Origin of the sequence: Streptomyces sp. NPDC017529, assembly GCF_044329785.1 — a bacterium.
Taxonomy (GTDB): Bacteria; Actinomycetota; Actinomycetes; order Streptomycetales; family Streptomycetaceae; genus Streptomyces.
The window spans coordinates 706224-730957 of sequence record NZ_JBIRJY010000001.1 but is presented as its reverse complement, the minus strand read 5'-3'; the positions used below and the strand labels follow the sequence as shown (position 1 = coordinate 730957).

At 72.3% G+C, this 24734-nt stretch carries 18 protein-coding genes, 1 tRNA gene and 1 pseudogene; 14 read left to right on the top strand and 6 right to left on the bottom strand.

The genetic code is table 11. From position 1 onward, the window contains the following. Nucleotides 1-4: 4 nt before the first annotated feature. The 9 genes and pseudogenes from ACH4K4_RS02815 to ACH4K4_RS02775 all read left to right on the top strand — a co-directional run. Nucleotides 5-283, top strand: a pseudogene (locus tag ACH4K4_RS02815) (hypothetical protein); the annotation flags it as partial. Between the two features lie 26 nt (nt 284-309). Beyond that, nucleotides 310-885 carry a hypothetical protein gene (locus tag ACH4K4_RS02810; RefSeq protein WP_398164518.1) on the top strand — a complete coding sequence of 192 codons (576 nt, stop codon included), beginning with the start codon at nt 310-312 and terminating at the stop codon, nt 883-885. 85 nt (nt 886-970) lie between these two features. Then, entirely contained in the window at nt 971-1360 is a 390-nt protein-coding gene (locus tag ACH4K4_RS02805; protein ID WP_398164275.1) for a chorismate mutase, read from the top strand. A 178-nt stretch (nt 1361-1538) separates the two neighbouring features. Beyond that, a tRNA-Leu gene (locus ACH4K4_RS02800) sits at nt 1539-1623 on the top strand. A 476-nt stretch (nt 1624-2099) separates the two neighbouring features. After that, a complete protein-coding gene (locus ACH4K4_RS02795) occupies nt 2100-4988 on the top strand; it encodes an AAA family ATPase (protein WP_398164273.1) in 2889 nt (962 codons plus the stop codon). A 407-nt stretch (nt 4989-5395) separates the two neighbouring features. Then, the gene (gene aroF / locus ACH4K4_RS02790) at nt 5396-6448 is read left to right on the top strand and encodes a 3-deoxy-7-phosphoheptulonate synthase (RefSeq protein WP_398164272.1); all 1053 of its coding nucleotides are present in this window, start codon (nt 5396-5398) and stop codon (nt 6446-6448) included. A gap of 223 nt (nt 6449-6671) precedes the next feature. Then, entirely contained in the window at nt 6672-7205 is a 534-nt protein-coding gene (locus tag ACH4K4_RS02785) for a winged helix-turn-helix domain-containing protein (protein ID WP_398164271.1), read from the top strand. Nucleotides 7206-7594: 389 nt separating this feature from the next. After that, nucleotides 7595-8590 carry a ParB N-terminal domain-containing protein gene (locus ACH4K4_RS02780; RefSeq protein ID WP_398164269.1) on the top strand — a complete coding sequence of 332 codons (996 nt, stop codon included), beginning with the start codon at nt 7595-7597 and terminating at the stop codon, nt 8588-8590. A gap of 461 nt (nt 8591-9051) precedes the next feature. After that, nucleotides 9052-10338 carry a cation:proton antiporter gene (locus ACH4K4_RS02775; protein ID WP_398164268.1) on the top strand — a complete coding sequence of 429 codons (1287 nt, stop codon included), beginning with the start codon at nt 9052-9054 and terminating at the stop codon, nt 10336-10338. A 72-nt stretch (nt 10339-10410) separates the two neighbouring features. Here the strand turns inward: ACH4K4_RS02775 and ACH4K4_RS02770 are convergent, their stop codons facing one another. Both ACH4K4_RS02770 and hppD read right to left on the bottom strand, forming a co-directional pair. After that, nucleotides 10411-11547, bottom strand: coding sequence for an alpha-hydroxy acid oxidase (locus tag ACH4K4_RS02770; protein ID WP_398164267.1), 1137 nt, complete (start codon nt 11545-11547; stop codon nt 10411-10413). Continuing rightward, the gene (gene hppD / locus ACH4K4_RS02765) at nt 11534-12637 is read right to left on the bottom strand and encodes a 4-hydroxyphenylpyruvate dioxygenase (protein WP_398164266.1); all 1104 of its coding nucleotides are present in this window, start codon (nt 12635-12637) and stop codon (nt 11534-11536) included. The genes ACH4K4_RS02770 and hppD overlap by 14 nt, the downstream gene beginning before the upstream one ends. Before the next feature lie 379 nt (nt 12638-13016). Here hppD and ACH4K4_RS02760 point away from each other — a divergent pair, with 379 nt between their 5' ends. Next, a complete protein-coding gene (locus ACH4K4_RS02760; protein ID WP_398164264.1) occupies nt 13017-14363 on the top strand; it encodes a PLP-dependent aminotransferase family protein in 1347 nt (448 codons plus the stop codon). Beyond that, a complete protein-coding gene (locus ACH4K4_RS02755) occupies nt 14360-15520 on the top strand; it encodes a prephenate dehydrogenase (RefSeq protein ID WP_398164263.1) in 1161 nt (386 codons plus the stop codon). The genes ACH4K4_RS02760 and ACH4K4_RS02755 overlap by 4 nt, the downstream gene beginning before the upstream one ends. Here ACH4K4_RS02755 and ACH4K4_RS02750 read toward each other — a convergent pair. The 4 genes from ACH4K4_RS02750 to ACH4K4_RS02735 form a co-directional block, all read right to left on the bottom strand. Further along, nucleotides 15465-16430: an RNA polymerase subunit sigma-70 gene (locus tag ACH4K4_RS02750; RefSeq protein WP_398164261.1), complete on the bottom strand. Its 966-nt coding sequence runs from the start codon at nt 16428-16430 to the stop codon at nt 15465-15467. The genes ACH4K4_RS02755 and ACH4K4_RS02750 overlap by 56 nt on opposite strands. Before the next feature lie 6 nt (nt 16431-16436). Then, a complete protein-coding gene (locus ACH4K4_RS02745) occupies nt 16437-17354 on the bottom strand; it encodes a GNAT family N-acetyltransferase (RefSeq protein ID WP_398164260.1) in 918 nt (305 codons plus the stop codon). An 85-nt stretch (nt 17355-17439) separates the two neighbouring features. After that, nucleotides 17440-18891, bottom strand: a complete 1452-nt coding sequence (locus tag ACH4K4_RS02740) for an amino acid permease (RefSeq protein ID WP_398164517.1) — start codon at nt 18889-18891, stop codon at nt 17440-17442. Nucleotides 18892-19057: 166 nt separating this feature from the next. Further along, nucleotides 19058-20014, bottom strand: coding sequence for a hypothetical protein (locus tag ACH4K4_RS02735; protein ID WP_398164259.1), 957 nt, complete (start codon nt 20012-20014; stop codon nt 19058-19060). Nucleotides 20015-20522: 508 nt separating this feature from the next. On the opposite strand from ACH4K4_RS02735, the gene ACH4K4_RS02730 reads away from it, so the two are divergent. From ACH4K4_RS02730 to ACH4K4_RS02720, 3 genes are all read left to right on the top strand, one after another. Then, nucleotides 20523-22595: a phosphocholine-specific phospholipase C gene (locus ACH4K4_RS02730; protein WP_398164258.1), complete on the top strand. Its 2073-nt coding sequence runs from the start codon at nt 20523-20525 to the stop codon at nt 22593-22595. A gap of 80 nt (nt 22596-22675) precedes the next feature. Beyond that, entirely contained in the window at nt 22676-23779 is a 1104-nt protein-coding gene (locus tag ACH4K4_RS02725; protein WP_398164256.1) for an isoaspartyl peptidase/L-asparaginase family protein, read from the top strand. 152 nt (nt 23780-23931) lie between these two features. Further along, the coding region (locus tag ACH4K4_RS02720; protein WP_398164255.1) for a lysophospholipid acyltransferase family protein at nt 23932-24734 on the top strand (803 nt) is incomplete at its 3' end.

Sequence of the window (24734 nt, the reverse complement as noted above, 5' to 3'; positions counted from 1 at the left end):
GACCATTGTCCCCGGCCGCCGCCTGACTCTTCGTCCTCGGAGGCGCGATCATCGTCAGCGCCGTACTGGGCAGGCGGGCGGCACCGACGACAAGCCCGGCGAGAAAGCCATCGGCTTCGCCGGTCCGCAGGCCGGCCACGGCCGGCTCAACGCCATCAACCGCAACGCCGGGAGCCGGGCCCGCCGCTACCCGCAGGCGTACCGCTGCTGGAATGACGGCGACAACTACGGCATGGGCCTGAACGCCGGCCGGTACATCGGCGAACAGCTCAAGGACAGGCGGGCTCGGTCACCGTCGACGACGCCGCGCTGTGCACCGGCCGCTTCGCCTCCGGCGCGCTCGCCTCCTTCGAGGCCGGCCGGGCCGCCGCGGGACGCAGGAACGCGCTGCGCATCGAACTCAACGGCGACGAAGGCTCCCCTTCCTTCCAGGAATTCGGCTTCGCCATCGACGACCCGCGCATCCGGCTCTACGACGTCCTGCTCGCCGAGACCGACCCGGACTTGGTCTTCTTCGAAATGGACATCTTCTGGGCCTACGTCGCCCAGTACCGGTTCTCCCGGCGACCCGACGGCACCCCGGCCCCCTTCGAGCCCCTCGACTACGTCCTGGAGGCGCCGGCCCGCTACCCCCTCTTCCACGTCAAGGACGGCGCACACGACGCCGCCTCCCGCGACGGCTACCGCATGGTGGACGTCGGCGACGGCGACATCGACTACCGCCACTTCCTCTCCGCCGTAGAACGCCGCCACGGCCGCCGCCGCGCAGACTGGATCGTCGAGCGCGACGACGCCGTGGACCCGGCCGCCAACCCCGCAGGCTCCCTGTCGACCGCCCGCCGTTCCGCCTGCCATCTGCGCGGCTTGCGCGCTGCACGCGATTAAGCCGGTCACCCGTGCCGGGTAGTGTGCACGGGATCAGCACTACCCGACCGGGGCGACCGGTACGACGAGGATGGGCGAGACGCACATGAGCGAGGGGACCGCACCGGAGGCGGGCGACGCGACCTCCGTCACCGACGAGGCGGCGCGCGAGCGCCTGATCTACCTGCGCGGCAGCATCGACAACCTGGACGCCGCGCTGGTGCACCTGCTCGCCGAGCGGTTCAAGTGCACCCAGCAGGTCGGCGAGCTCAAGGCCCGTCACAACCTCCCGCCCGCCGACCCGGCCCGTGAGGCCACCCAGATCGCCCGGCTCCGCAAACTGGCCGAGGACGCCAGACTGGACCCGGCTTTCGCCGAGAAGTTCCTCAACTTCATCATCGGCGAGGTCGTACGCCACCACAAGGCGATCGCGAACCAGGGCACCCCGCCCGACGGGGCGACCGCGGAGCCCCCCAGCCGGGTCGCCGAGCGCTGACCGGCGAGCGGGTCCCCTCCTGCGCGCCGGCGGCCCGGTCAGGGCCGTCGGGCCCGGCGCTCGGAGGCCTCATAACCTGCGCTTATGCCCACAGTGGATACGCAGGTGAAACGCACTCCGAAACCTTGGTATTGTTGTCCATGTCGCCGCGGGGAACACCCCGCGAAGACCACACCTAGTCCGGGTGGCGGAATGGCAGACGCGCTAGCTTGAGGTGCTAGTGCCCTTTATCGGGCGTGGGGGTTCAAGTCCCCCCTCGGACACAGAGCAGATCAAGACCCCACGGTCCCCAGCGGGCCGTGGGGTCTTGTCGTTGGTGGGTGCCGCGAGGTGGTGCGGGTTCGTGGGGTGGCTGGGGTTGGGTGCGTTGGCGGGGTGAGGGGGGCTGCTGGTGTGGTGGGGGAATGGATGGGGAGGGGTGGGGCCGGGATTTGATTACTTGGAGTCAGGGTTTTGGGTGAGGTTGGGTGGAGTAGTGGTGAGGGAATGGGGGGCTCCTGAAATTGTTTGCCGGGCGGAGCCTTCGGGGGGCGTGGGCGAGGTAATGTTGGTGGAATAAGGAACATGTTAGGGCGGAGCGGGCCGGTGCCGGGGTGCGGACGCGGGCGATGGCTGTTCCGAGGGCCTGGTTAATCGGCCGGTGCGCATTTCTTGTGACCGTTGGAGCGGAAGGGTCGGTCGCGACTGGTTACCTGTCCAACTGAACACGCGAGTCCGGATACGGGGGTGAAGCCGGCTCATGAGGTTGGTCGAACGGGACACGGAGCTCTCCGTCCTGGAGGGCATGCTCGACGCCTGCGTCGGCGGGCGCGGGGGAGTGGCGTTGGTCAGCGGCGTGGTGGGCAGCGGGAAGACGGCCCTGCTGCGCGCCTTCCGGGAGCGGGCCGCGCCCACAGGGGCGTTGTGGTTGCAGGCCACGGCGGTCGGGGCCGAGAGGGACGTACCGCTGCGGGTGGCGGGTCAGCTGATGCGTACCGCGGAGGCGGCCGGCGCGGGCGGGGAGCCGGCGGGGTGGCTGCCGCCGGTGGCCGCGGGCGGGGCGCCGGTGCGGGAGGCCGAGGAGGGAATCCCCGCTGAGGTGGCCGTCGAGTTCTTTCCGCGGTGGTGCGGAATCCTGCTGGCGCAGGCCAGGAACAGGCCGGTCGTGGTGTGTATCGACGATGTGCACCAGGCCGATGCCTATTCGCTGGAATGTGTGTTGTATATGGTGCGGCGCCTGGATGTCAGCCGGATTCTTGTGGTGCTCGGTGAGAGCGTCGGCTCTGATTGGGAAGACAATAGGGCGCGGCAGGAATTGCTGATGCGGCCGACGTGCCGTTTCGTGCAGATCGGCCCCTTGCTGCGGGACGGTGTCGCCGCCATGGCGGTCGCCGGACAGAAAGGGCGGCGGTCCGCACCGCCGGTTTCGGAATTCCACCGGCTGAGCGGGGGCAGCCCGCTGCTGCTACGGGCGCTGCTGGACGATTACGAGGACGCGGGCCGGGGCGGGGACGCCGGGCTGGTGCCGGGGGCGGCGTACGAGCGTGCCGTGGCGCTGTGCCTGAACCGCTGCGACCCGCTCACCCGCCGTACTGCCTGGGTCCTGGCGGTGCTCGGGCCGCAAGCCGAGCGGGTGGAGCCGGCCGAGGTGCTCGGGGTGCCGCGGGCGGCGGCCGAACGCAGCCTGCGGGGCCTGGACCGGATGGGGCTGCTCGCCGGGGGCCGGTTCCGCCACGAGTGCGGCCGGGCGGCGGTGCTGCGCCGGGCGGAGCCGCCGGGCTGCGGCCGGCTGCAGGCGCGCGTCGCCCGGGTGCTGTACGAGCACGGTGCCCCGGCGACCGTACTGGCGCGCCGTCTGATCGCGGCGGAGCCCGTCGACGCCCCGTGGGCGCTGCCCACGCTTCTGGAGGCGGCCGAGTCCGCGCTGGCACGCAACGACGTGGGTGCGGCGCTGGACTGCCTGCGGGCGGCCCGGGACGCGTGCTCGGACGAGCGGCAGGTGCTCAAGGTCAGGGTCGCGATGATGCGCGCCGGGTGGCGGGTCGATCCGTCCTCCGCCGTACGGCATCTGCCGGCGCTCACCGATGCCGCGCTCGCCGGGCGGCTCACCGCGCGGGACGCGAAGGCGCTGGTCGGTCACCTGTTGTGGTTCGGCAGGGCCGATGAGGCCCTTGAGGTGCTGCGGGCGGCGGACGAGCAGGGGGAAGGGGAGGAGAGGGAAAGGGAGGCAGGGAAGGGGGACGGGGGGCGGGTGATGTGGGATCTCGCTCGTCTCTGGTGTGCTTACGGGTATCCGGGGCCGGGCTGCTCCTACCGGGCCGCGGTGGCGGGCGGGGTGTACCGGAGTGAGGCGGTCGGCGGGGCGGGCCTGACGGCTGAGCAGGGCACCCAGCAGCGGGCGCTGGCGCTGATGGCCTCCGTGCTGGACCAGCGGGCGGCCGGGGACGTGGTCGCCCGTGCGGAGCGGATACTCCACGAGACCCGGCCCGAGGACCGGACCCCGGCGGCGGGGCTGGCCGCCCTGGTGGCCCTCGTCGTCGCCGACGGGCTGCGGGAGGCGGCGCGCTGGTGCGACGTCCTGCTCGTGGAGGCGCGGGAGCGCCGGACGCCGATGTGGCAGTCGCTGTTCGCCTCGGTGAAGGCGTTCATCGAGATCAGGCTCGGCGAGCTGGCCGCGGCGGAGGAGTCGGCGCACACCGCGCTCACCGTCGTCCCGCCCGAAGGGTGGGGCGCGGCCGTCGCCGTCCCGGTCGCGGCGCTGCTGTACGCGAAGACCGCCATGGGGCGGCTGGACGAGGCGGCGGCCCATCTGCTGGTCCCCGTGCCCGAAGCGGCGTTTCGGACGCCCGGCGGGCTGCTGTATCTCTGGGCGCGCGGTCACTACCACCTCGCCGTCGGCCGGCCGTACGCCGCTCTGGAGGACTTCCACCGGTGCGGGGACCTGATGGCGCGGTGGAACCTCGACCTGTCCGAGCTGGTGCCGTGGCGGGCCGACGCCGCGCAGGTGTACGTGTCGTTGGGCGACGACCGCCGCGCCAGGTCGCTGCTGGAGAAGGAGCTGACCCGGCCGGGGCCCCGCCGGCCGTGGACGCGGGGTGTCGCGTTGCGGGTGCTGGCGGCGCTGGCCGAGCGGGGGGACCGGCCGCGGCTGCTCGGCGAGGCCATGGATCTCCTCCAGCGGAGCGGGCACCGGCTGGAGTTGGCGTACGCGTTGGCGGAACTGTCGTACGGGTACTGGGACATAAACGACGGCAGCCGGGCGAGGGCCGCGGCGCGCAGGGCGCAGCAGTTGATGCGGGAGTGCGGCATCAGGTCGCCCGTCCTCAAGGCCCCGCCGGTCGGCGCGGCAAATTCCCACGCGCCCGAACGGCCCACGGCGGGCGGCGCCGGCCGTCCGGCCGCCGAGCTGAGCGGCGCGGAGCTGCGCGTGGCGACGCTCGCCGCGCGCGGCTACACCAACCGGGAGATCGCCGGAGCGCTGTTCATCACGATCAGTACCGTCGAGCAGCACCTGACCCGCGCGTACCGCAAGCTGGGCGTGCAGCGCCGTACCGGCCTGGCGACGCGGCTCAAGCCGGACGGCGCGGACGGGGCCGGGTTGGACGGGTGCGGGGACGGTTCGGCGCACGACTGCCTGCGCGCCGGGTGAGCGGAGCGCGGACGCCGGCGGGGCACCGACCGGCGCGCGGGCGTCGGCCGGTGCCCGGCCGGTGCGGGCTTTGCGGCGTGCGGTGCGGCAGTGGATATTGCGCGGTTGGACGCTCCGGCGAGGGCGTGTGGAATGATTGACCGCGACATCACTTTCCGTGAACGCCCGCCGGGCAAACCGTAGTTGCCGCTGCGGAGTGGTGGTGTGCCGGATTTTCCGGAGGTACGCGCACGAGGTCCGGGCCCGGTTGTTCGCGGGCCGGGGCGGTGCGCGAACGGCGCCGCGCGGTGCGCGGCCTTCACGCATCAGGACCGGACGTTCCGGCGCGCGGCGGTGCGGGCGCGTGCCGGCTTCCCGCAACACGATCCGGCCGGCCGACGCCGGCCACGCAACGGGAGGAACCCCTCATGGTGGTGGTGATGGCCCCAGGGGCCACACAGGAGGACGTCGACACCGTCGTCGGCCTGGTGCGTTCGGTGGGCGGGGACGCCTTCGTCAGCCGGGGGGTGACCCGTACGATCGTGGGCCTCGTCGGGGACGTGGACGAGTTCGACGCGCTCAACCTCCGCAGCCGCAAGGGGGTCCTCGACGTCGTGCGGATCTCCGTTCCGCACAAGCTGGTCAGCCGGGAGCACCACCCCGCGCGGACGGTCGTGCGGGTCGGCGGTGTACCGATCGGGCCCGACACCCTGTCCGTCATCGCGGGGCCGTGCGCGGTGGAGTCCGCGGAGCAGACCCTCGCCGCCGCCCGCATGGCCCGGACCGCCGGGGCCTCGCTGTTGCGCGGCGGGGCGTACAAGCCGCGCACCTCGCCGTACGCCTACCAGGGCCTGGGCGAGAGCGGGTTGCGCATCCTCGCGGACGTGCGCGCCGAGACCGGGCTTCCGGTGGTCACCGAGGTCATCGACCCCGGCAGCGTCGAACTGGTCGCCTCGTACGCGGACATGCTCCAGATCGGCACCCGCAACATGCAGAACTTCGCGCTGCTTCAGGCGGTCGGTTCGGCGGGCCGGCCGGTGCTGCTCAAGCGCGGTTTCGGCGCAACCATCGACGAGTGGCTGATGGCCGCCGAGTACATCGCGCAGCGCGGCAACCTGGACATCGTGCTGTGCGAGCGCGGCATCCGTACCTTCGAGACCGCGACCCGCAACACCCTGGACATCAGTGCGGTGCCGGTCGTCCAGCGGCTGTCCCACCTGCCCGTGATCGTGGATCCGTCGCACTCGGGCGGGCGCCGGGAGCTGGTCCTGCCGCTGATGCGCGCCGCGCTGGCGGTCGGTGCGGACGGCGTCATGATCGATGTGCATCCGGCGCCCGAGAGCGCGCTGTGCGACGGCGACCAGGCGCTGCAGGAAGCCGACATGCGGGAGGTCGCCAGTACGGCCTCGGTCCTGTCGCCGCTGATGGGGCGCACCCTCACCCAGCCGGCGCCGCAGGCCGCCACGGGTGCCGCCTCCTGAACCGCCGGTAGGGGTACCCCGACGAGAGACGGACGCAAGCGCACACAACCCACCGTCCGCTCGATTGGTACAGGCCATTTTCCGAGGTCGCGGCCGGACGGCTGGTGCGTCCGGGGACCGCTGTTCCCCGGTGCGCCACGGCGGCCGCGATAGGGGTACCGGCGCTGAACCCGTAATGTCGCCGGATACTGACGAATCTCGAATCTTGCGGTATGTCGGAGAGATGCGATATGCACAGGGCGGCGGACTGACCGCCGAGCGGCGGGAGTTCCGCGAACGGCTGCGCCGGAAGGCGGTCGAACGGTTCGCGCGGGGCGAGACCAACGCGGTGATCGCCAGGGACCTGCGGGTCAGCGTGCGGTCGGTGCAGCGGTGGCGCAAGTCCTGGGAGCGCGACGGTACGCGGGCGCTGGCCTCGAAGGGGCCGGCGTCCCGGCCGCGGCTCGGGCCGGCCCAGTTCCGGCAGTTGGAGGCCGAACTCGCCCGGGGAGCGGCGGCCTACGGGTGGGCCGACCAGCGCTGGACGCTGGAGCGCATCCAGACCGTGATCGCCCGGCGCTTCCAGGTCGTGTACACGATCCAGGGTGTGCGCAAGATGATGCGCCGTCACGGTTGGGCGTACGTGCCGCCGGCGCGGCGGGCGGCGGGGCAGGGGCCGGGCGACGGGTCCGCCGGCGCGGCGGGCGGCTGGGTACGCGCCGAGGGCGGCCGGAACGGGCGCGCCCCGCGGGCCCCTCGTTCACCGGGGTGCGAATGACGGGCGTGGCGAATGCAATCTTTTCCGGGGCGATCGACTTTTCCGGCCGCTCCGCTTCCGGGAAAGAGGAAAGCGACATTGCAGGTTCAGGCATGCCAGGTAGGGGTGCCCCGTAGATAAAGGCACTGTTAGAGTATGTATCTGAATGGGGGAAGATGGTTTGTTTGAATATGAGTTCCGCTTCGCGTCGGGTGTTTCCGGCGACGCGGGAACCTTCCTCCCCCGCCCGGAGTTGTAGAGGTCGAGAAGCGGGGGTGGGTTTCTACGCCTGATCGGCCCGGCGATGTCTCTCTCCGGCGGACATCGCCGATGCAAGGGCCTGCCGTAAGTCGTTAGGGTGCGTCGGCGCGAGCTTGCGCACGGGGGAATCACAACGCGAGGAGCCTGGAGTGGAACCTGGGCAGGCGCACATGGATATGGATACGGTCGTCGAAGTGGAGATCGGTTCACTGTCGGTGGCCGGTTCTCCGCGTATATCGGGGGAAGACGAGGACCACGTCGAGATGCTGGCGGTGGCGCAGGCGCCGCTGCCGCCCATCATCGCGCACCGCGGGACGATGCGGGTGATCGACGGTGTCCATCGGCTGCGGGCCGCCGAACGCCGCGGCGACGACAAGATCGCGGTGAGATTCTTCGAAGGCGGCGAGGCCGACGCCTTCGTACTCGCCGTGGAATCGAACATCTCGCACGGCCTTCCGCTGTCCATGGCGGACCGCAAGAGCGCGGCCGAACGCATCATCCGTTCGCACCCGTTGTGGTCGGACCGGATGATCGCCTCGGTCACCGGTATTGCGCCCGGCACCGTCGCGGAGATCCGCCGCCGGGTGTCGGGCGCGGCGGCGGGGCACGGCCGGATCGGCCAGGACGGCCGCTTCAGGCCGCTCAACGGCGCCGAGGGCCGCCGGCTCGCCGGCGATCTCATAGCCGAGAACCCCGGGCTGTCGCTGCGGCAGATCGCGCGGGCGTCGGGCATCTCGCCCGAGACGGCGCGTGACGTGCGCAACCGGCTGCGCCGGGGCGAGGAACCGCTGCTCAAGGGGCGGGGCCGGACGGCCAGGGCGCACGAGGACCGGGAGCCCGCCGGGCACACCGGACCGCGCGACGGCGACGAGGGCGCCACGGCACCCGCCCGGATGCCCGTGCAGGACCGGACGGTGGTCGTACGCCGCCTCAAGGTCGACCCGGCCCTGCGGTTCAGCGAGACGGGGCGCACGCTGCTGCGGCTGCTGAGTATTCACACGATCAGCGCGGAGGAATGGGACGACATCATGGCGAACATTCCTCCGCATTGCAGCGGCATCATTGCGCAACTGGCCCGCGAGTGTGCGGATATCTGGGCGGATTTCGCTCAACGGGCGGAACGGAACGTCGTCGAGACGGTCTGACGTTCCGGCCGCACGGCCGGGCGTGGTCCAAGCGGGGAAAGTGTCCGGTTGGACGGTCTGCGGACCGTCCGGCCGGACCGTACTTCCGTACGGGGAAAGGCGATACGGCCGGAGCCGGCGGGTGCCGTGAAAACGCCGCCCGCCGCTCCTTCCGGTGCCGGACCGCGCTATTCGCCCACCGCATACGAACGACGCCGAAGAACACAACCGACGCCGGATCAAACCGAGGTTCCAGCCGGTCACCACAGCGTGGTCGGCTCGTTGTCACGCGCGGTTCGCGGAGGCGGGCGAGGCCCCCTGTGGGAAGTGTCCCGGCCACATTGACGAGAACCGGCCCGACATGCGCCCGAAAAGCCTCATCGCCGCGCCGAGCGGGAGCGGTAACGTCTCGTAGACGCCTGTGGGAGGAAGCCGTGCAGGGGGCGGCCGGGACGCCCGCTGCCCCGTGGGGGAGGGCCGAAGTGGACACCGAGACCCTGGTGACGGTGGTCATCGGCGACGTCGCGCTGATCGTCGTCGTCTCGTGGCTGCTGGGAGCGGCGGCCCGCCGGTGCGGCCAGCCGGCCGTCATCGGTCACATCGTGGCGGGCATCGCCCTGGGGCCGACCCTGCTCGGCCGGCTCCCCGGCAACCCGACGGAGCACCTGTTCCCACGGGAGGTGCTCCCTTTTCTGTCGGTGCTGTCCCAAGTGGCCATCGTGCTCCTCATGTTCGTGGCGGGGTACGAGATCGACGCGCGCCAGCTGCGCAGGGGCGGCCGGGCGGCCGCGCTGGTGGCGCTGTTCGGGCTGCTGGTGCCCGCCGCGCTGAGCGCAGGGGCGGTGCGGCTGCTGCCCGGCGTGTTCTCGGCGGTCGACCCGCGGCACGCGGGCGGCCGTTCGTTCCTGCTCTTCATGGCGGTGGCGACCGCCGTCACCGCCCTGCCGGTGCTGGTCGCCGTCATCCGCGAACGCGGTCTGGCGGGGAGCCCGGCGGGCACGGTGGCCACGACCGCGGCCGGGCTCATGGACGTGGCGGCGTGGCTGGTGCTGGCCGCCGCCCTCGTCGGCACCGGCCACGCGCCGGGCCGCCCGTGGGCCCTGACGCTGCTGTTGATCGCGGTGTTCGTGGCCGGCCTGTTCCTCGTCGTACGCCCGGCCCTCGGCTGGTGGTTGCGGCGCTCCGAGGCGCTGGTGGCCAACCAGGTCACCATCGCGCTGGCGCTCGCCCTGGGGAGCGCCTGGGTCACCGCGTCGCTGGGCCTGCACCCCGTCTTCGGCGGACTGCTGGCCGGCCTGGTGATGCCCAGGCGCGACGGCGTGCCCGACGCCGACGTGCTGCGGTCGATGGAACACAGCGCCGGGCTGCTGCTGCCGCTGTTCTTCGTCACCACCGGGCTGTCGTTCAACATCGGCTCGATGGACGGGGACGCCGGCATCCTGCTGGCGCTGATCGTGACCGTCGCCACCGTCGGCAAGCTGGTGCCCGCGTATCTGGCGGCGCGGCTCGGCAGGCTCGATCCGCACCAGTCGGCGCTGGTGGCCGCGCTGGTCAACACCCGCGGCCTGACGGAGCTGATCGTGCTGAACGTGGGGCTGGAGGCCGGTGTCATCGGCCCCGGTCTCTTCACCGTCCTGGTGCTCATGGCCTTGGTCACCACCTTCGCGACCGGGCCGCTGCTGTCCCTGATAGGCCGCCGTAGCGCGCCGGAACCCGAGCCCAGGGCACTGTCCTTGACGGGGCCTCAGCAGAGAAGCAGCGCCGAATAGGAAGTGGTCGGCGGCCCGTGGAGCGTTCTCCTCGGGCGTCCATCAAGACGGACACCGCCGGCCCATGACCTGTTACGGGTCGCCGGCCGCGGCACCGATCCGTACCGTACGCAGCCGCCGCGCGTCCGCGACCGTCGCACAGCCCGCCAGGCCCAGCGCGTCCGCCAGCTCGGCAGCCAGCACGTCGAGCACCCGCCGGACGCCGTCCTCCCCCGCCGCGGCCAGCCCCCACACCGGCGGGCGCCCGACCAGGACCCCGGCCGCGCCCAGCGCCAGCGCCTTGAGCACGTCCGTCCCGCAGCGGACCCCGCCGTCCAGCAGCACCTCGCAGCGGCCGCCGACGGCCTCGGCGACCTCGGGCAGCGCGTCGATGCTCGGCAGGGCACTGTCCAACTGACGACCTCCGTGGTTGGACACCACCACGGCGTCCACGCCGGACTCCGCCGCGTGCACCGCGTCCTCGGGCGCCAGCACACCCTTGAGCACCAGCGGCAACCGCGTGTGCGCCCGCAGCTCCGCGACGTGTGACCACGTCAGGGCCGGGGAGAACGCCTGGCCCGTGTGGACGGCCACCGCCGAGGCGCCGGCGGCACGGTGGTGCGCGGCCGAGGCGCCGCCGCCGAGGTGGACCGCCCGCACCCGCTCCGGCAGCGTGAACTCGTTGCGCACGTCACGCAGCCGCCGGCCCATCCACGGGACGTCCACCGTCAGCATCAGCGCCTCGCAGCCGGCGTCCTCCGCGCGGCGCGCCAGCTCCAGCGCCCGGCCGGGCTCCCGCAGCCAGTACAGCTGGAACCAGACGCTGCCGCCGACCGCGGTGACCTCCTCCACCGGCACGGTGCTCAGCGTGCTCACCGTGAACGGCACGCCCGCCGCCTTCGCCGCGCGGGCCGCCGCCAGTTCGCCGCCGGGGTGCACCAGGCCCTGGTACGCGACCGGGGCCGGCGCCACCGGCATCGACACCGGACGGCCCAGCAGCTCGGAGCCCGTCGTACACCGGGACACGTCCCGCAGCACCCGCGGCCGTACGAAGACCCGGTCGAACGCCGCGCGGTTGGCGGCGAGCGTGCGCTCGCGGCCGCTGCCGCCCGCGACGAAGTCCCGCACCCCGGCGGGCAGTACCGCGGCGGCAGCACGCTCGACGTCCTCCAGGGTCAGGAGCGCGTCCGCGGCCCCTTCGCCGTGCGCGCCGTCCTCACCGAAGGACACGCTGGCCCTTCTTCTCCATCTCCACGGCCTCGTACAGCGCCTTGATGTTGGAGCTGCCGAAGGTCTCCGCGCCCTGCCGCTCGATGACCTCGTAGAAGATCGTGCGGCGCGGGTGCGCGGAGGCGGTGAAGATCTGGAACAGCTGCCCGCCGTGGTCCTGGTCCGCCAGCAGGTTCGTCGACCGCAGGTCCTCCAGGCTGTGGTCGCTGAGCGCGATCCGCTTGCCGAGCATGTCGTAGTAGGCGGCCGGGGAGCTGAGGAACTCCACGCCGCGGCCGGTCAGGGTACGCACCGCGTGCACGGCGTCGTCACAGGAGAACGCGAGGTGCTGGACGCCGGGACCGTGGTGGCTCTTGAGGAAGTCGTCTATCTGCCCGGGGGCCGCCGTGGTGTCCGGCTCGATGAGCGTGAGCGTGACCCGGCCGGTGGGGCTCTGGACGACCTTGGAGTCCATCGCCTGCGCCCCGACGACGATGTGCTCCTCGAAGATGTCCCGGAACCCGAAGGCCCGCTGGTAGAGCTCGACGGTCCCGGCGAGGTCGCCGTTGTTCAGGCACACCGCGACGTGGTCCAGCTCCAGCAGCCCCACCTCGGTGGGCACCGGCCGCCGCGACGGCAGGGTCGCCACGAAGCCGACCGGCAGCCCGGGGGCCTCGCCCGGTTCCCGCTGCACCAGCGTGTGCACCACGTCGCCGAAGCCGCCGACGGCGGCCGTGACCCCCGCGCCGGGGCCCTCGTGCCGGGTCGGCCGGCGCACCGCCCGCGCGCCGCCCGCGACCGCGCGGTCGAAGGCGCCCGCCACGTCGGCGGTGCGCAGCGCGATGTCGGCGACCCCGTCGCCGTGGGCGGCGACGTACACCGACGCCGGGTGGCGGTCGGAGGTCGCGGTGGTGAGCACCAGGGTGATCGTGCCGTGCCGCAGCGCGATGCTGCGGTGCTCCGCCGACCCTCCGGTGCCGACGACGGCGAACGCGTATTTGTCGACCCACCCGAACGCCGCCGCTTCCAGATCGTCGACGTACATCTCGACGTAGTCGATGGAGAGGTCGCTGACAGCAGCCGTTGCCGCTGTGGTGTCTGAAACTGTCATGAGAGTCCCCGTTTGAAGGAATGATCCGGGCGCGGCTCGTCGAGCCGGAGCGCCGACCGAAGCGGACGGATTACCTGCCGTATGACCGGCCCCGGCCGGGGCCGGCCTAATCCGCAGACCTCTTTGGTGAGTTCGCCACTGCCGCCGGACAGCGGAAGGCGAAATATTACGGTTACCGCCAGACATTACACCGGCGGTAAGGCTGTCGCACCTGTCAAGAATTAGGGGGTGCGCGCCGCGGGCCGGTGCGCTATCGCCTTGACCCGGGCGGACGCCGGGACAACCATTGCTGTTGATCCGGCCCCTGAGGGATGCTGACGGTGTGGTGCGTGCCCCGGCCGTACGCGCCGTACCGCTTCCTGACTGACAGAAGGCAGCCATGGAAATCACGCAACCGGAATTCGCCGCCGCCGAACTGAATACCGCGACGCTGCACGCATCGCTGGCCGACGCCTCGATGGAGTCGATGAATCTCCTGAACCAGATCGCCGATAAGTATCCGGAAGCGATCTCGTTCGCCGCCGGACGGCCGTACGAGGGGTTTTACGACTCGTGCCAGGTGCACAAATACCTGGAGGTCTTCTGCGATCACCTCGGGGTCGAGCGCCGGATGACGGAAGCGGAAATCGCACGCACCCTGTTCCAGTACGGCGAGACGAAAGGGATCATCGCCGGGCTCATCGCGCGCAGCCTGGCCGTGGACGAGGGCATCGAGGCCGTGGACGGGTCGGTGGTCGTCACGGTCGGCTGCCAGGAAGCGATGTTCCTCGTGCTGCGCGCGCTGCGCGCCGACGACAGCGACGCCGTGCTCGCGCCGCGGCCCACCTACGTCGGGCTGACCGGCGCGGCGCTCCTCGCCGACCTGCCCGTCCTGCCGGTGGCGACGGGGGAGTCCGGAATCGATCTGGACGACCTGGTCACCCAGCTGCGCCGCGCGCGGGCCGCGGGCCGGCGGGTGCGCGCCTGTTACGTGACCCCCGACTTCGCCAACCCGGTGGGCGCCAGCATGGGGCTCGCCGACCGGCACCGGCTGCTGGAGATCGCCGAGGCCGAGCGCCTCCTGCTGCTGGAGGACAACGCGTACGGCGTCTTCCACACCTCTGGCGAACGGCCGCCGACGCTGAAGTCGTTGGACCGCAACCGCCGGGTCGTCTACCTGGGCTCGTTCGCCAAGACCGGCGTACCCGGGGCCCGGGTGGGTTATGTGGTCGCCGACCAGCGGGTGACCGGCGGCGCCGGCGGCGAGGGGCTGTTCGCCGACGAACTGTCGAAGATCAAGAGCATGCTCACCGTGAACACCTCGCCGATCGCGCAGGCGGTCATCGGCGGCAAACTGCTCAGCCACGGATGCAGCATGGTCGAGGCCAACCGCCGCGAGACCGCCGTCTACCGGCAGAACCTCAACCAGGTGCTGGCGGGCCTGGCCCGGCGCTTCGGCGACTGCCCCGGCGTCACCTGGAACGAGCCGACCGGCGGCTTCTTCGTGGTGCTCAGCGTGCCGTTCCCCGTCACCGACGACCTCCTGGAACACGCGGCCCGGCGGCACGGCGTGCTGTTCACCCCGATGCACCACTTCTACGACGCGTCGGCGCAGTGCCGTCAGCTGCGGCTCTCCATCAGCACCCTGACGCCCGAACGGATCGAGAAGGGGCTCGACCGGCTCGCCGCGCTGATCACCGAACGGCTCCGGGGCAACGGCGCCCACGCGGCGGGCGGTGCCCGGTGATCCGCACCCTGGCCGTCGTCGGCACCGGGCTGATCGGCACCTCGCTGGCGCTCGCCGCGGCCCGCCAGGGCGTGACGGTGTACCTCCAGGACCGCGACGCGGACGCCGTACGGACCGCCGCCGCGCTGGGCGCCGGCATACCGGGGCCGCCGCCCGGACCCGTGGACCTGGCCGTGATCGCCGTCCCGCCCAGCCAGGTCGCCGCCGTACTCGCCCAGCAGCAGACGCGCGGGCTGGCCCGTACCTACACCGACGTGGCCAGCGTGAAGTCCGAACCGGAGCGGGCGGTCCTGGCCGGGGCGCCCGACCCGACGCGCTACATCGGAGGCCACCCGCTGGCCGGGCGGGAGCGGTCCGGACCGCTCGCGGCCCGCGCCGACCTGTTCCAGGACCGGGCCTGGGCGCTCACCCCGTCCCGGCTGACCTCGCGCACCGCCCTCGACCGCGCGCTGTGCCTGGTCGCGCTCTGCGGAGCGGTACCCGTGGTGATGCAGAGCCAGGCCCACGACGACGCGGTGGCGCTCACCTCCCATGTGCCGCACGTGGTGGCGAGCCTGATGGCGGCCAGGCTCCGCAACGGCCCGCCCCAGGCGCCGCGGCTGGCCGGCCAGGGGCTGCGCGACGTCACCCGCATCGCCGGCGGCGACTCCCGGCTGTGGAGCGACATCCTCCAGGCCAACGCCGGTGCCGTCGCCGGCGTCCTCACGGACCTCCAGGCCGACCTGGGCGAGCTGCTCACCGCCCTGCACGACCTGGCGGGGCCCGCGCACCGGCGCAGCCCGCAGAGCCTGCGGACGGTCGTGGACCTCCTGGACCGGGGCATCGCCGGGCTGGACGAGGTGCCGGCGGTCCACACGGGCGGCCTGCCGCGCTCCGCGTCCGTACGCGTCCGGATCGCCGACCGCCCCGGCGAACTCGCCCGGCTCCTGGACGCCACCGCCGACCTGGGCGTCGGTCCCGAGGACGCCGAGGTCCGGCCCGACGCCGAGGCACACGGCCTGTCGGTGCGCCTCGCCGTGCCCGCGGCCGTAGCAGGGCCGCTGCTCGCCCGCGTCACCGCCCGGGGCTGGGACGCCGACCGGGAGGGCGGCGGCCTCGTCCTCACAGGACAGGAGGCAGGCCGACCGCCGGAAAGAGGCCGGGCGGGAACACGGTGATCTCCGCGACGCGGTCGTCCTCGACGCGGAGCACCTCCAGGCCGTGAGCACGGTGGAAGCGCTCTGACGGGCCACGGGTGTAGACGGCGGCGGCGGGCTGCCGGTTCATCCGGGTGGGCACCCGGCGGCAGCCGGGCGGGTCGGGGTGCCGGGCGGCCAGGGCTTCGCGCCGCACTACGCCGGTGAGCGCGGCCTCGTCGCCCCGGCCCAGCGCGGCCAAGTAGCGCTGTAGCACGGTGTTCTCGTCGGCGTCCGGCACGGTTTCCGGCGCGTCGGCCGGCTGCGCACCGGACGGCTTCGCGGGGGGTGGCCGGCCGGTGCGGCGGTCCGGCAGCCGGTCCCGTACCGCCGGGCGGGCCCGCTGGAGCGCGCTGTTCACCGCCGCGACACTGACCCCGAGCACCTCGGCCGCCTCCCGCGCCGGCCATCCCAGTACGTCCCGGAGGACCAGCACGGCCCGCTGGCGCGGCGGCAGGAGCTGGAGCGCCACCACGAACGCGAGCGCGATGTTCTCCTTGGCCACCACCGCCTCGTCCGTACCCGTCCGCTGGGTCGCCACCTGCTCCGGCAGCGTGTCGGGACAGGGCTGGAGCCAGGGCAGCGCGGTCGCCGGCACCGGGCCGCCGCGCGGCTCCCCGGCCACGGCGACGCGCGGCCGGCCGGCCAGGAAGTCCAGGCACGCCCGGGTGACGACGCGGTACAGCCAGGTGCGGAACGTCGCGTGCCCCGCGAAGGTGTCGCGCTCGCGCCACGCCCGCAGCAGCGCCTCCGTCACCAGTTCCCCCGACTCCTCGTACGAGCCCAGCAGCCGGTAGCAGTGCAGGTGCAGTTCCGGCCGGTACCGCGCCACCAGCCGGGAGAACGCCGCCGCGTCGTCACGCGCGCCGGCGTCCGTCGGGCCCTCCTGCACAGGTTCTCAGCCCAGTTCGAGGCTGGTGACGGCGTATCCGCGTTCCGGCCGGACCGGACCGGCGGAGCCGGTGTACATCCGCATGGTGTGCGAGTCCGGCTCCAGGCCGCGCGACAGGGCGAGGGACCGGGCGCTGTGGTGCGGGTCGGGTATGTCGAGGTGGACCGTTTCGTCGGGGCCGAGGTGCGCGGTGAGCGCGTCGAAGAGGGCCTCGGCACCCCGGGAGGTGTCCGCGAACAGGGGCCCGAGGCGCTGCCCGTCGCGGGCCGCCCGTATCACGCCGTACCCGGCCACCCGGCCGTCCCGCAGCTGCGCGTACGCGTGGTGGCCCGGGGCGGTCAGCCACCGTCCGAGGAACGGGCGGCGGTCGGCGGGGAAGCACTGCCGGTCGTACGCGGCGATCTCGTCCAGGTGCCCGGCGCCGACGGGCACGACCGGCAGCGCCGGCGTGCCGGGGCGCACCGGCCGGCCGCGGTAACGGGTGGTCCGGTAGGCGGTGGTGAAGCCGGAACGCCGGTAGGTGGCCTCCTGCGCGGGCACCGCGTCCAGGCCGATGACCCGGTCTCCGGCGTGCGGTACGGCGGCGCGCCAGGTGGCCAGGCCCAGCCCGCGGCCGCGGAACCCCGGGTGCACCAGGTAGTAGCCCAGGAACGCGTACTCGGGCGAATAGTTGACGACGGAGACCGCCGAGACCAGTTGGCCGTCGAGGCGGCCGGTGAAGAAGCCGTCGGGGTCGGTGGGGTGGAAGCACGCGGTGTCGCCGAGGCCGGGGTTCCAGCCCTCCTCGGCGGCCCACTCCGCCACCTGGTGCCACTCTTCGAGGGTGGCGGGGCGGACGGTGAACTCGCCGGCCGGGGAGCCGGGGGCAGCGGCGAGCGTCGCGGTCGTGGTGTGCTGGCTCGGGATGTCGCCGGAGGCGGTCATACCTGGTGTACGTCCTTGGCTGTCGGGCCCCGCCGCCGTGCGCGGCGGCGGGGCGGGGCGGTCGGCGGGCGGTCGTGGCGGCCCGTCAGATCAGGTCCATCGCGGCGACTTCGTCGGGGCGGCCGTAGCTGACCGGTCCCTGGAAGCGCCGCCGGGCGGTGGCGAACCACCACACCGTAGCGATGACCAGCACCACGGCCAGCGCGATCGGCGCGTAGTTGAACGATTCGGCGGTGATCGGCGACGCCTGCGGCAGCATGAACAGCACACTGCTGATCACGATCCACGTCACCGCGACCGCGGCGACCAGCTTGCCGTAGCGCCCCAGGTTCCACGGGCCCGGCTGGAAGGTGTCCAGCCGCAGCCGCAGGAAGATCGGCACCGCGTACGCCAGGAACAGCCCGACCACGTTGACGCTGACGACCGCGGTGAACGCGGTGTGCGACCACCAGCCCGGCACGACCAGGACCAGGGAGCAGGCGGCGGCCAGCCAGACCGCCTTGACCGGGGTGCGGGTGCGCGAGGAGACCGAGTGCCACCAGCGGGAGCCGGGCATCGCGCCGTCGCGGGAGAAGGCGAAGATCTGCCGGGTGTTGCTGGTCATGTTGGCCAGGCCGCAGAAGAGCATCGCGCCGATCACGATGAGCAGCAGGAACTTGGCGGTGCCCGCGCCGAGCGCGTCGATGAGGATCTGCACCGGCGGCGCCTCGGCGGCGGCCGCGCCCGCGTAGTCGCGGATCGCGAAGACCAGGGCGAGCATGAGGACCAGCCCGGCGACCGCGGAGTAGCCGATCGCCCGCATGATGCCCTTCGGCGCGTTGACCGTCGCCTGCACCGTCTCCTCCGACATGTGGAAGCTGCCGTCGAACCCGGTGAACGTCCAGCTGGTGACGAGCAGGCCGAGCATCGCGCCGTACAGGCCGTTGGTGAAGCCGGTGTTGTTGACGAAGTGCGTCACGAACGACGGGGACTGGTGGTGCGAGGGCAGGGCGATCAGCGCGGTGACGATCACCACCAGGCCGATCAGCAGCCACCACACCGAAATCCGGTTCAGCACCGCGACGAGCTGCACGGTAAAGGTGTTGGCCAGCGCCTGGACCACGAGAATCGCCGCGGTGATCAGCACCGCCCGCTGCGGGGTGGCTTCATAGGAGGGCCACTGCATGGCGATGAACGCCTGGATGAACGTGGCCGCGGCGTAACCGGTGGCGGCCGTGCCGCCGACCTGGCCCACGAAGTTCAGCCAGCCCGTGTACCAGGACCAGGCGCCCCGGTGCCGCTTGGCCAGCTTTCCGGCCGAGAAGTAGAGCGCTCCGCTGGTCGGATAGGCGGAGGCGATCTCCGCCATCGAGGCGCCGACGAACAGCACCATGGCGGCCACGGCTATCCAGCCGAAGACCAGGATCACCGGCCCGCCGGCATTCATTCCGAATCCGAAGGAGGAGAAGATTCCGGAAATAATGTTGATGATGGTGAAAGAGATCGCGAAATTGTCGAACGCGCGGAAACGCCGGGTCAGTTTCCGCGGATAACCCATGGCGTGCAGCGTCGCGTCGTCGTCGAGGGTGACGGGCTCCGCGGCGCGGCGGGTTCTCGTACGGGTGGGGGACGCGGGATCGGACACAGCCGCAACCTTTCTGACGGGGAACAGAAGACATCGGCGCGGAGCGTCGATCAGTGGGGCGGGGAACCGGGAAACGGACTCAGGAGGCATCGGGCACCGGGAGGCCGCACGCGCGTCTCGCCTTGTTCAGCTGCTCCTCGGGGTCGCCGAAGACGCTCCACGGCATGCGGGAGGCGTACGGGCCCATGGCCGTGAAGACCGCCCGCGCCTCGAAGGCGCACTGCGCCATGTGCAGGGCGTGCGCGAGATAGGCCAGGTCCAGCACCGGCGTGAACCGGTACCCGGATACGTGCGGCAGCCAGTCGCGGTAGATGCCCAGGGCGGTGGCCTTCCACTGCGGCTGTTCCCAGGTGCGCTCCGCCAGCAGCGAGGACGGGTTGTAGCCGTCGACCAGGGCCACCAGCGGCAGCAGCCGCAGCGGCGAGGAGGCCGGTGCCCGCTGGCTCAGGAACGCGGCGACGTCCCAGGCCGCGTTGGCCTCGCCGCCGTACCGGGGGAAGAAGTACGACAGGAAGCGGTGGTGGCCCTCCCGGTTCCAGGGGTCGAGCCGCAGGATGTGGGAGAAGAGCGACCAGGGGCCCGGCGGCGCGGTCAGCAGGCCCTGCGGGGCGGGGTCGCGGGGCTGCTGGAAGCGCGCCAGGGTCAGTTTCGCCACCCACGGCGCGGGGTCGTCGGGAGCGGCTTCCGCCGCCCGGTCGCAGGCGGCCACCGCGATGCGCCCCAGCGCGTCGGCCCGCCGGTCGCCGCCGTCGGCGGCCCGGACCGCGCGCAGCACCGCCACCCGCGCCCACACCAGGGCCGCTTCCTGGTCGGGCTCCTCGGCCAGCCAGCGTTCCGCCAGGTCGGAGGCGGCGGCCTCGGAGGCCAGCACCAGGGAGCGGTGTGCCCGTACGCCGTGGTCCCCGCGCGCCTCCCGCAGGATTTCGCGCGCGCCGAAGTAGCGGCCTGCCCGTACGTCCACGCATGCGCGGGCGAGCTGGACGTCGTCGGCTGCGGGATGCCACACGTACTGCCCCTCGAATAACCCAGCGGTCATGTCCCCTGCCGCTCCTGCCGTTCTGCCGGTGTGGTCGGCCACCAGCGCATTTTCAGCCATGCCGAAACAGACCGGTACGCACTGTTCCCCCAGTTCCACCGGCAGTGCCACACCCTACTCAGCAGCAAGTCGGTTCGAAACTGGTGATCGGAATTACGCGATTCCGCTTCGTCGCCGGGCGCGACATTGGCGACAAAAACGGTCGAGCGCGCGCCGTCCGAAAACGAACGGCTTGCAATTGGCATATGCCCCGACGGGAGAAGCGCTCCGGCCGGTCCGGTTTCGGCCGGACACGTCACCGACTGCCCGGCCGGGGAGGCCGAGGGACGGTATGGGCGGCGGCGGGGCGATATGCCCCGCGCGACGGGAACGGAGGCGCGCCACCCACCTGTTCACGCCATCCCTGACGATTCTTCACCCGCGCGTCATGGTGTCTTCCCACGGCCTGGCTCTCTTGGAACACTCCAGTCCCGCCCGTTCCCGCCCAGCCCAAGGGGTCATTTCAGCCATGCCAGAACTCGACCGGCGCCGGTTCCTCCAACTCTCCGGCGGGGCCGCCGCCTTCTCCGTCCTCTCGGAGAGCATCGCGCGCGCCGCCGCCATCCCGGCGAACCGCCGCACCGGCAGCATCGAGGACGTCGAGCACATCGTCGTGCTGATGCAGGAGAACCGTTCCTTCGACCACTACTTCGGCACCCTGCGCGGCGTACGGGGCTTCGGCGACCCGCGCCCGGTGACGCTGCCCAGCGGCAAGCCGGTCTGGCACCAGGCCGACACGGGCGGCAAGGAAGTGCTGCCGTTCCGGCCGCAGACCGCGGACGACTACCTGGGACTCACGTTCATCGAGGACCTCAACCACGACTGGAAGGGCAGCCACCGAGCCTTCAACAAGGGACGCTACGACCAGTGGGTGCCCGCCAAGACCGCCACGACCATGGCGCACCTGGCACGCAAGGACATCCCGTTCCACTTCGCGCTCGCCGACACGTTCACCGTCTGCGACGCCTACCACTGTTCTTTCATCGGCTCCACCGACCCGAACCGCTACTACCTGTGGACCGGCTACACGGGCAACGACGGCAAGGGCGGCAGCGACTCCAGCGGTCCCGTCCTGGACAACGCCGAGAAGGGCTACAGCTGGACGACGTACCCCGAGCGGCTGGAGGCGAAAGGGGTGTCCTGGAAGATCTACCAGGACGTCGGCGACGGCCTGGACGCCAACGGCCACTGGGGCTGGATCAAGGACCCCTACCGGGGCAACTACGGCGACAACTCGCTGCTCTACTTCAACAGCTTCCGCAACGCGAAGCCGGGCAGCCCGCTCTACGAGAAGGCCAGGACCGGCTCCAACGTGAAGGCGGGCGGGCAGCTCCTCGACGACCTCCGCGCGGACGTGAAGGGCGGCCGGCTGCCGAAGATCTCCTGGATCGCCTGCCCCGAGGCGTTCACCGAGCACCCGAGCTGGCCCGCCAACTACGGTGCCTGGTACATCTCCCAGGTGCTCGACGTGCTGACCTCCGACCCGAAGGTCTGGAGCAAGACGGCGCTGTTCATCACGTACGACGAGAACGACGGCTTCTTCGACCACGTCGTACCGCCGTACCCGCCCGCCGACGCCGGCCAGGGCCTGTCCACCGTCTCCACCGAGCTGGAGCTCTACCCCGGCGGCAACGGCTTCGAGGCCGGGCCGTACGGCCTCGGCCAGCGGGTGCCGATGCTCGTCGTCTCCCCCTGGAGCACCGGCGGGTACGTCTGCTCCGAGACCTTCGACCACACCTCGGTCATCCGCTTCATGGAGCGCCGCTTCGGGGTGTCCGAGCCGCACATCTCGCCGTGGCGGCGCGCCGTCTGCGGCGATCTGACCTCGGCCTTCGACTTCGCCAAGACGGGTGCGCCCGGCAAGCTGCCGGACACCGGCGGCTACCGGCCCGACGGGTCCAAGCCCGGCGACTTCCACCCGGTGCCGCCCGCACGGGGCAGCCTGCCCCAGCAGGAGCGGGGTTCGCGCCCCACCCGGCCGCTGCCGTACGCGCCGTACGTGGACGGCGCCGCCGACACCGCGGCGGGTACGTTCCGCCTGACCTTCGGCAGCGGCGCCGACGCCGGCGCGCAGTTCCACGTCACGGCGCCGAACCGCGGTGACGGCCCGTGGACGTACACCACCGAACGCGCGAAGAAGCTGTCCGACAGGTGGAACACGGCCTACTCGAACGGCACGTACGACCTCTCGGTGTTCGGCCCGAACGGGTTCCTGCGCACGTTCCGGGGCCCGGGCAAGGCCGCTGGACCCGAGGTGACCGCGCGCCACAACAAGGCCACCGGCAACCTCGACCTGACGCTCACCAACGCGGGCGACGGCACCCGCACGCTCACCATCGCCAACGCGTACGGCGGTGCCTCCGGGAAGGTCACCGTGCGGCCCGGTCAGCGGGTGACGCACACCGTGGACCTGAAGGCGGGCAAGCGGTGGTACGACGTGTCCGTGCGCTGCGCGGCGGACAAGAGCTACCTGCGCCGGTTCGCCGGTCACGTGGAGACCGGCGCCGAGGGTGTGAGCGATCCCGCGATCCGTACGGCGTGACGCCGGCTGTCCGCCCCGCCAGAGGGGCGGGCAGCCGTCTTTCCAGGCAAGTGACCTTCTTTTCCGAGGGAGTGTTGCCCATGACCAGGAAACCGACACGGCGACTGACGACTGCCGGAGCCGGGGCGCTGTCCGTGGCCGCGCTGCTGGCGGCCGTGCCCGGCAGCAGCGCGGTCTTCGCAGGCCGTCCCGGAGCCGCCGAGCCCGTCGTGGCGCAGGCCGCCAAGGGCAAGCCGCGGCCCGACGCCCGCCATGTCGTCCTCGCGGTACACGGCGGCGCGGGCGCCGCGCTCAAGCGGGAGAACACCACACCCGCCCAGGAGAAGGCGTACCGCGACGGCCTGGCCGACGCGCTGCGGGCCGGGGGGAAGGTTCTGGACAACGGCGGCACCAGCGTCGCGGCGGTCGAGGCCGCCGTCCGCTCGCTGGAGGACAACCCGCTGTTCAACGCGGGCAAGGGCGCGGTGTTCAACGAGGACGCCGGGCACGAGCTGGACGCGTCGATCATGCGCGGTTCCGACCTGGCGGCGGGCGCGGTCGCGGGCGTACGCAACGTCCGCAACCCCGTCTCCGCGGCGCGGCTGGTGATGGAGAAGACCAGGCACGTGATGCTGGCGGGCGAGGGCGCCGACGACTTCGCGGCGCGCAGCGGCCTGCGGACCGTCACCCAGGACTACTACTGGACCGAGCAGCGCTGGCGGGAACTGCTCAAGGCCAAAGGGCAGCTGAAAGGTTCCGGCGAGACGCTGACCCAAGGCACGGTCGGCGCGGTGGCCGTGGACGGGAAGCGGGACCTCGCGGCGGCGACGTCCACCGGCGGGCTGACCAACAAGATGGCGGGCCGGATCGGCGACTCGCCCGTCATCGGCGCGGGCACCTACGCCAAGAACGGCACGGCCGCGGCCAGCGCCACCGGAGCGGGCGAGGTGTTCCTGCGCGGCTCCGCCACCGCGACCCTCTCGGACCTGATCGAGTTCGGGGGCTCGGATCTGGCCGGAGCGGCGTACGAGGTGCTGGTCGAGCGACTGCCGGAACTGGGCGGCACGGGCGGTGTGATCGCGCTGGACGCCGACGGCGTCTTCGACGCCCCGCACAGCAGCGAGGGCATGCTGCACGGCTACCTGACCGAGGACGGCCGGACCGTCACCAAGATCTTCGCGGACGAGACCCCGGCGAACCGGTGACTCCGGTGGGCCGGGGGCCCGGCGCGCCGTGCGCCCCGCCCCCGGCCCGCCGCCCGCCGCGCGTGGCTCAATCGGCACTCTCCCTCTCCTCCCGGAGCAGGCACTACCGTCCCCCGACGCGGGGGGATCACTCTGGGGAGGGGATCAGTTACATGTTCTATTACTTGTTCAAATCCATCGTCCTGGTGCCGTTGCTGCGGTGCCTGTTCCGCCCCCGCGTCGAGGGCCTGGAGAACCTGCCGGAATCGGGCGCGGCCGTCATCGCGGGGAACCACCTCTCCTTCTGCGACAGCTTCCTGATGCCGGCGACGGTCAAGCGCCGCATCACCTTCCTGTGCAAGCAGGAGTACTTCACCGGACGGGGCGTCAAGGGGCGTCTGACGGCGGCCTTCTTCCGCGCCTGCGGGCAGATCCCGGTGGACCGCTCGGGGCGGAGCGCGGGACAGGCCGCCGTCGAGGAGGGCGTACGGGTGCTCGACCGCGGCGAACTGCTCGGCATCTACCCCGAGGGCACGCGCTCGCACGACGGCCGGATGTACAAGGGCAAGACCGGTGTGGCGGAGATGGCGCTGCGCACGGGCGCGCCGGTGATCCCGTGCGCGATGATCGGTACGTTCGAGGCGCAGCCGGCCGGCCGCCGGCTGCCGCGCGTCGTCCCGATCACCATCCGCTTCGGGGAGCCGCTGGACTTCTCCCGCTACGCCGGGCTGGCCGACGAGCGCCTGGTGCTGCGGGCGGTCACGGACGAGATCATGTACGCCCTCCTGAAGCTGTCCGAGCAGGAGTACGTCGACACCTACGCGGCGGAGGCCAAGGCGCGGGCGGGGGCCGGGACCGCCGCCGTGGCCCGCACCCCCGGGGGGGGGCCCGCCCCCCGCTGCCGCGAACGGCCGCGCGCGCCCGGGGGCCCGCCCGGCAGGGGGCGGGGGGGCACCCCCGCGGGGGGGCGCCACCC

Coding starts and splice junctions, on each gene's coding strand:
- ACH4K4_RS02805 (WP_398164275.1), top strand. CDS start 971: ATGAGCGAGGGGACCGCACCGGAGGCGGGCGACGCGACCTCCGTCACC.
- ACH4K4_RS02795 (WP_398164273.1), top strand. CDS start 2,100: ATGAGGTTGGTCGAACGGGACACGGAGCTCTCCGTCCTGGAGGGCATG.
- aroF (WP_398164272.1), top strand. CDS start 5,396: ATGGTGGTGGTGATGGCCCCAGGGGCCACACAGGAGGACGTCGACACC.
- ACH4K4_RS02785 (WP_398164271.1), top strand. CDS start 6,672: ATGCGATATGCACAGGGCGGCGGACTGACCGCCGAGCGGCGGGAGTTC.
- hppD (WP_398164266.1), bottom strand. CDS start 12,637: ATGACAGTTTCAGACACCACAGCGGCAACGGCTGCTGTCAGCGACCTC.
- ACH4K4_RS02760 (WP_398164264.1), top strand. CDS start 13,017: ATGGAAATCACGCAACCGGAATTCGCCGCCGCCGAACTGAATACCGCG.
- ACH4K4_RS02745 (WP_398164260.1), bottom strand. CDS start 17,354: ATGACCGCCTCCGGCGACATCCCGAGCCAGCACACCACGACCGCGACG.
- ACH4K4_RS02740 (WP_398164517.1), bottom strand. CDS start 18,891: ATGGGTTATCCGCGGAAACTGACCCGGCGTTTCCGCGCGTTCGACAAT.
- ACH4K4_RS02735 (WP_398164259.1), bottom strand. CDS start 20,014: ATGACCGCTGGGTTATTCGAGGGGCAGTACGTGTGGCATCCCGCAGCC.
- ACH4K4_RS02730 (WP_398164258.1), top strand. CDS start 20,523: ATGCCAGAACTCGACCGGCGCCGGTTCCTCCAACTCTCCGGCGGGGCC.
- ACH4K4_RS02725 (WP_398164256.1), top strand. CDS start 22,676: ATGACCAGGAAACCGACACGGCGACTGACGACTGCCGGAGCCGGGGCG.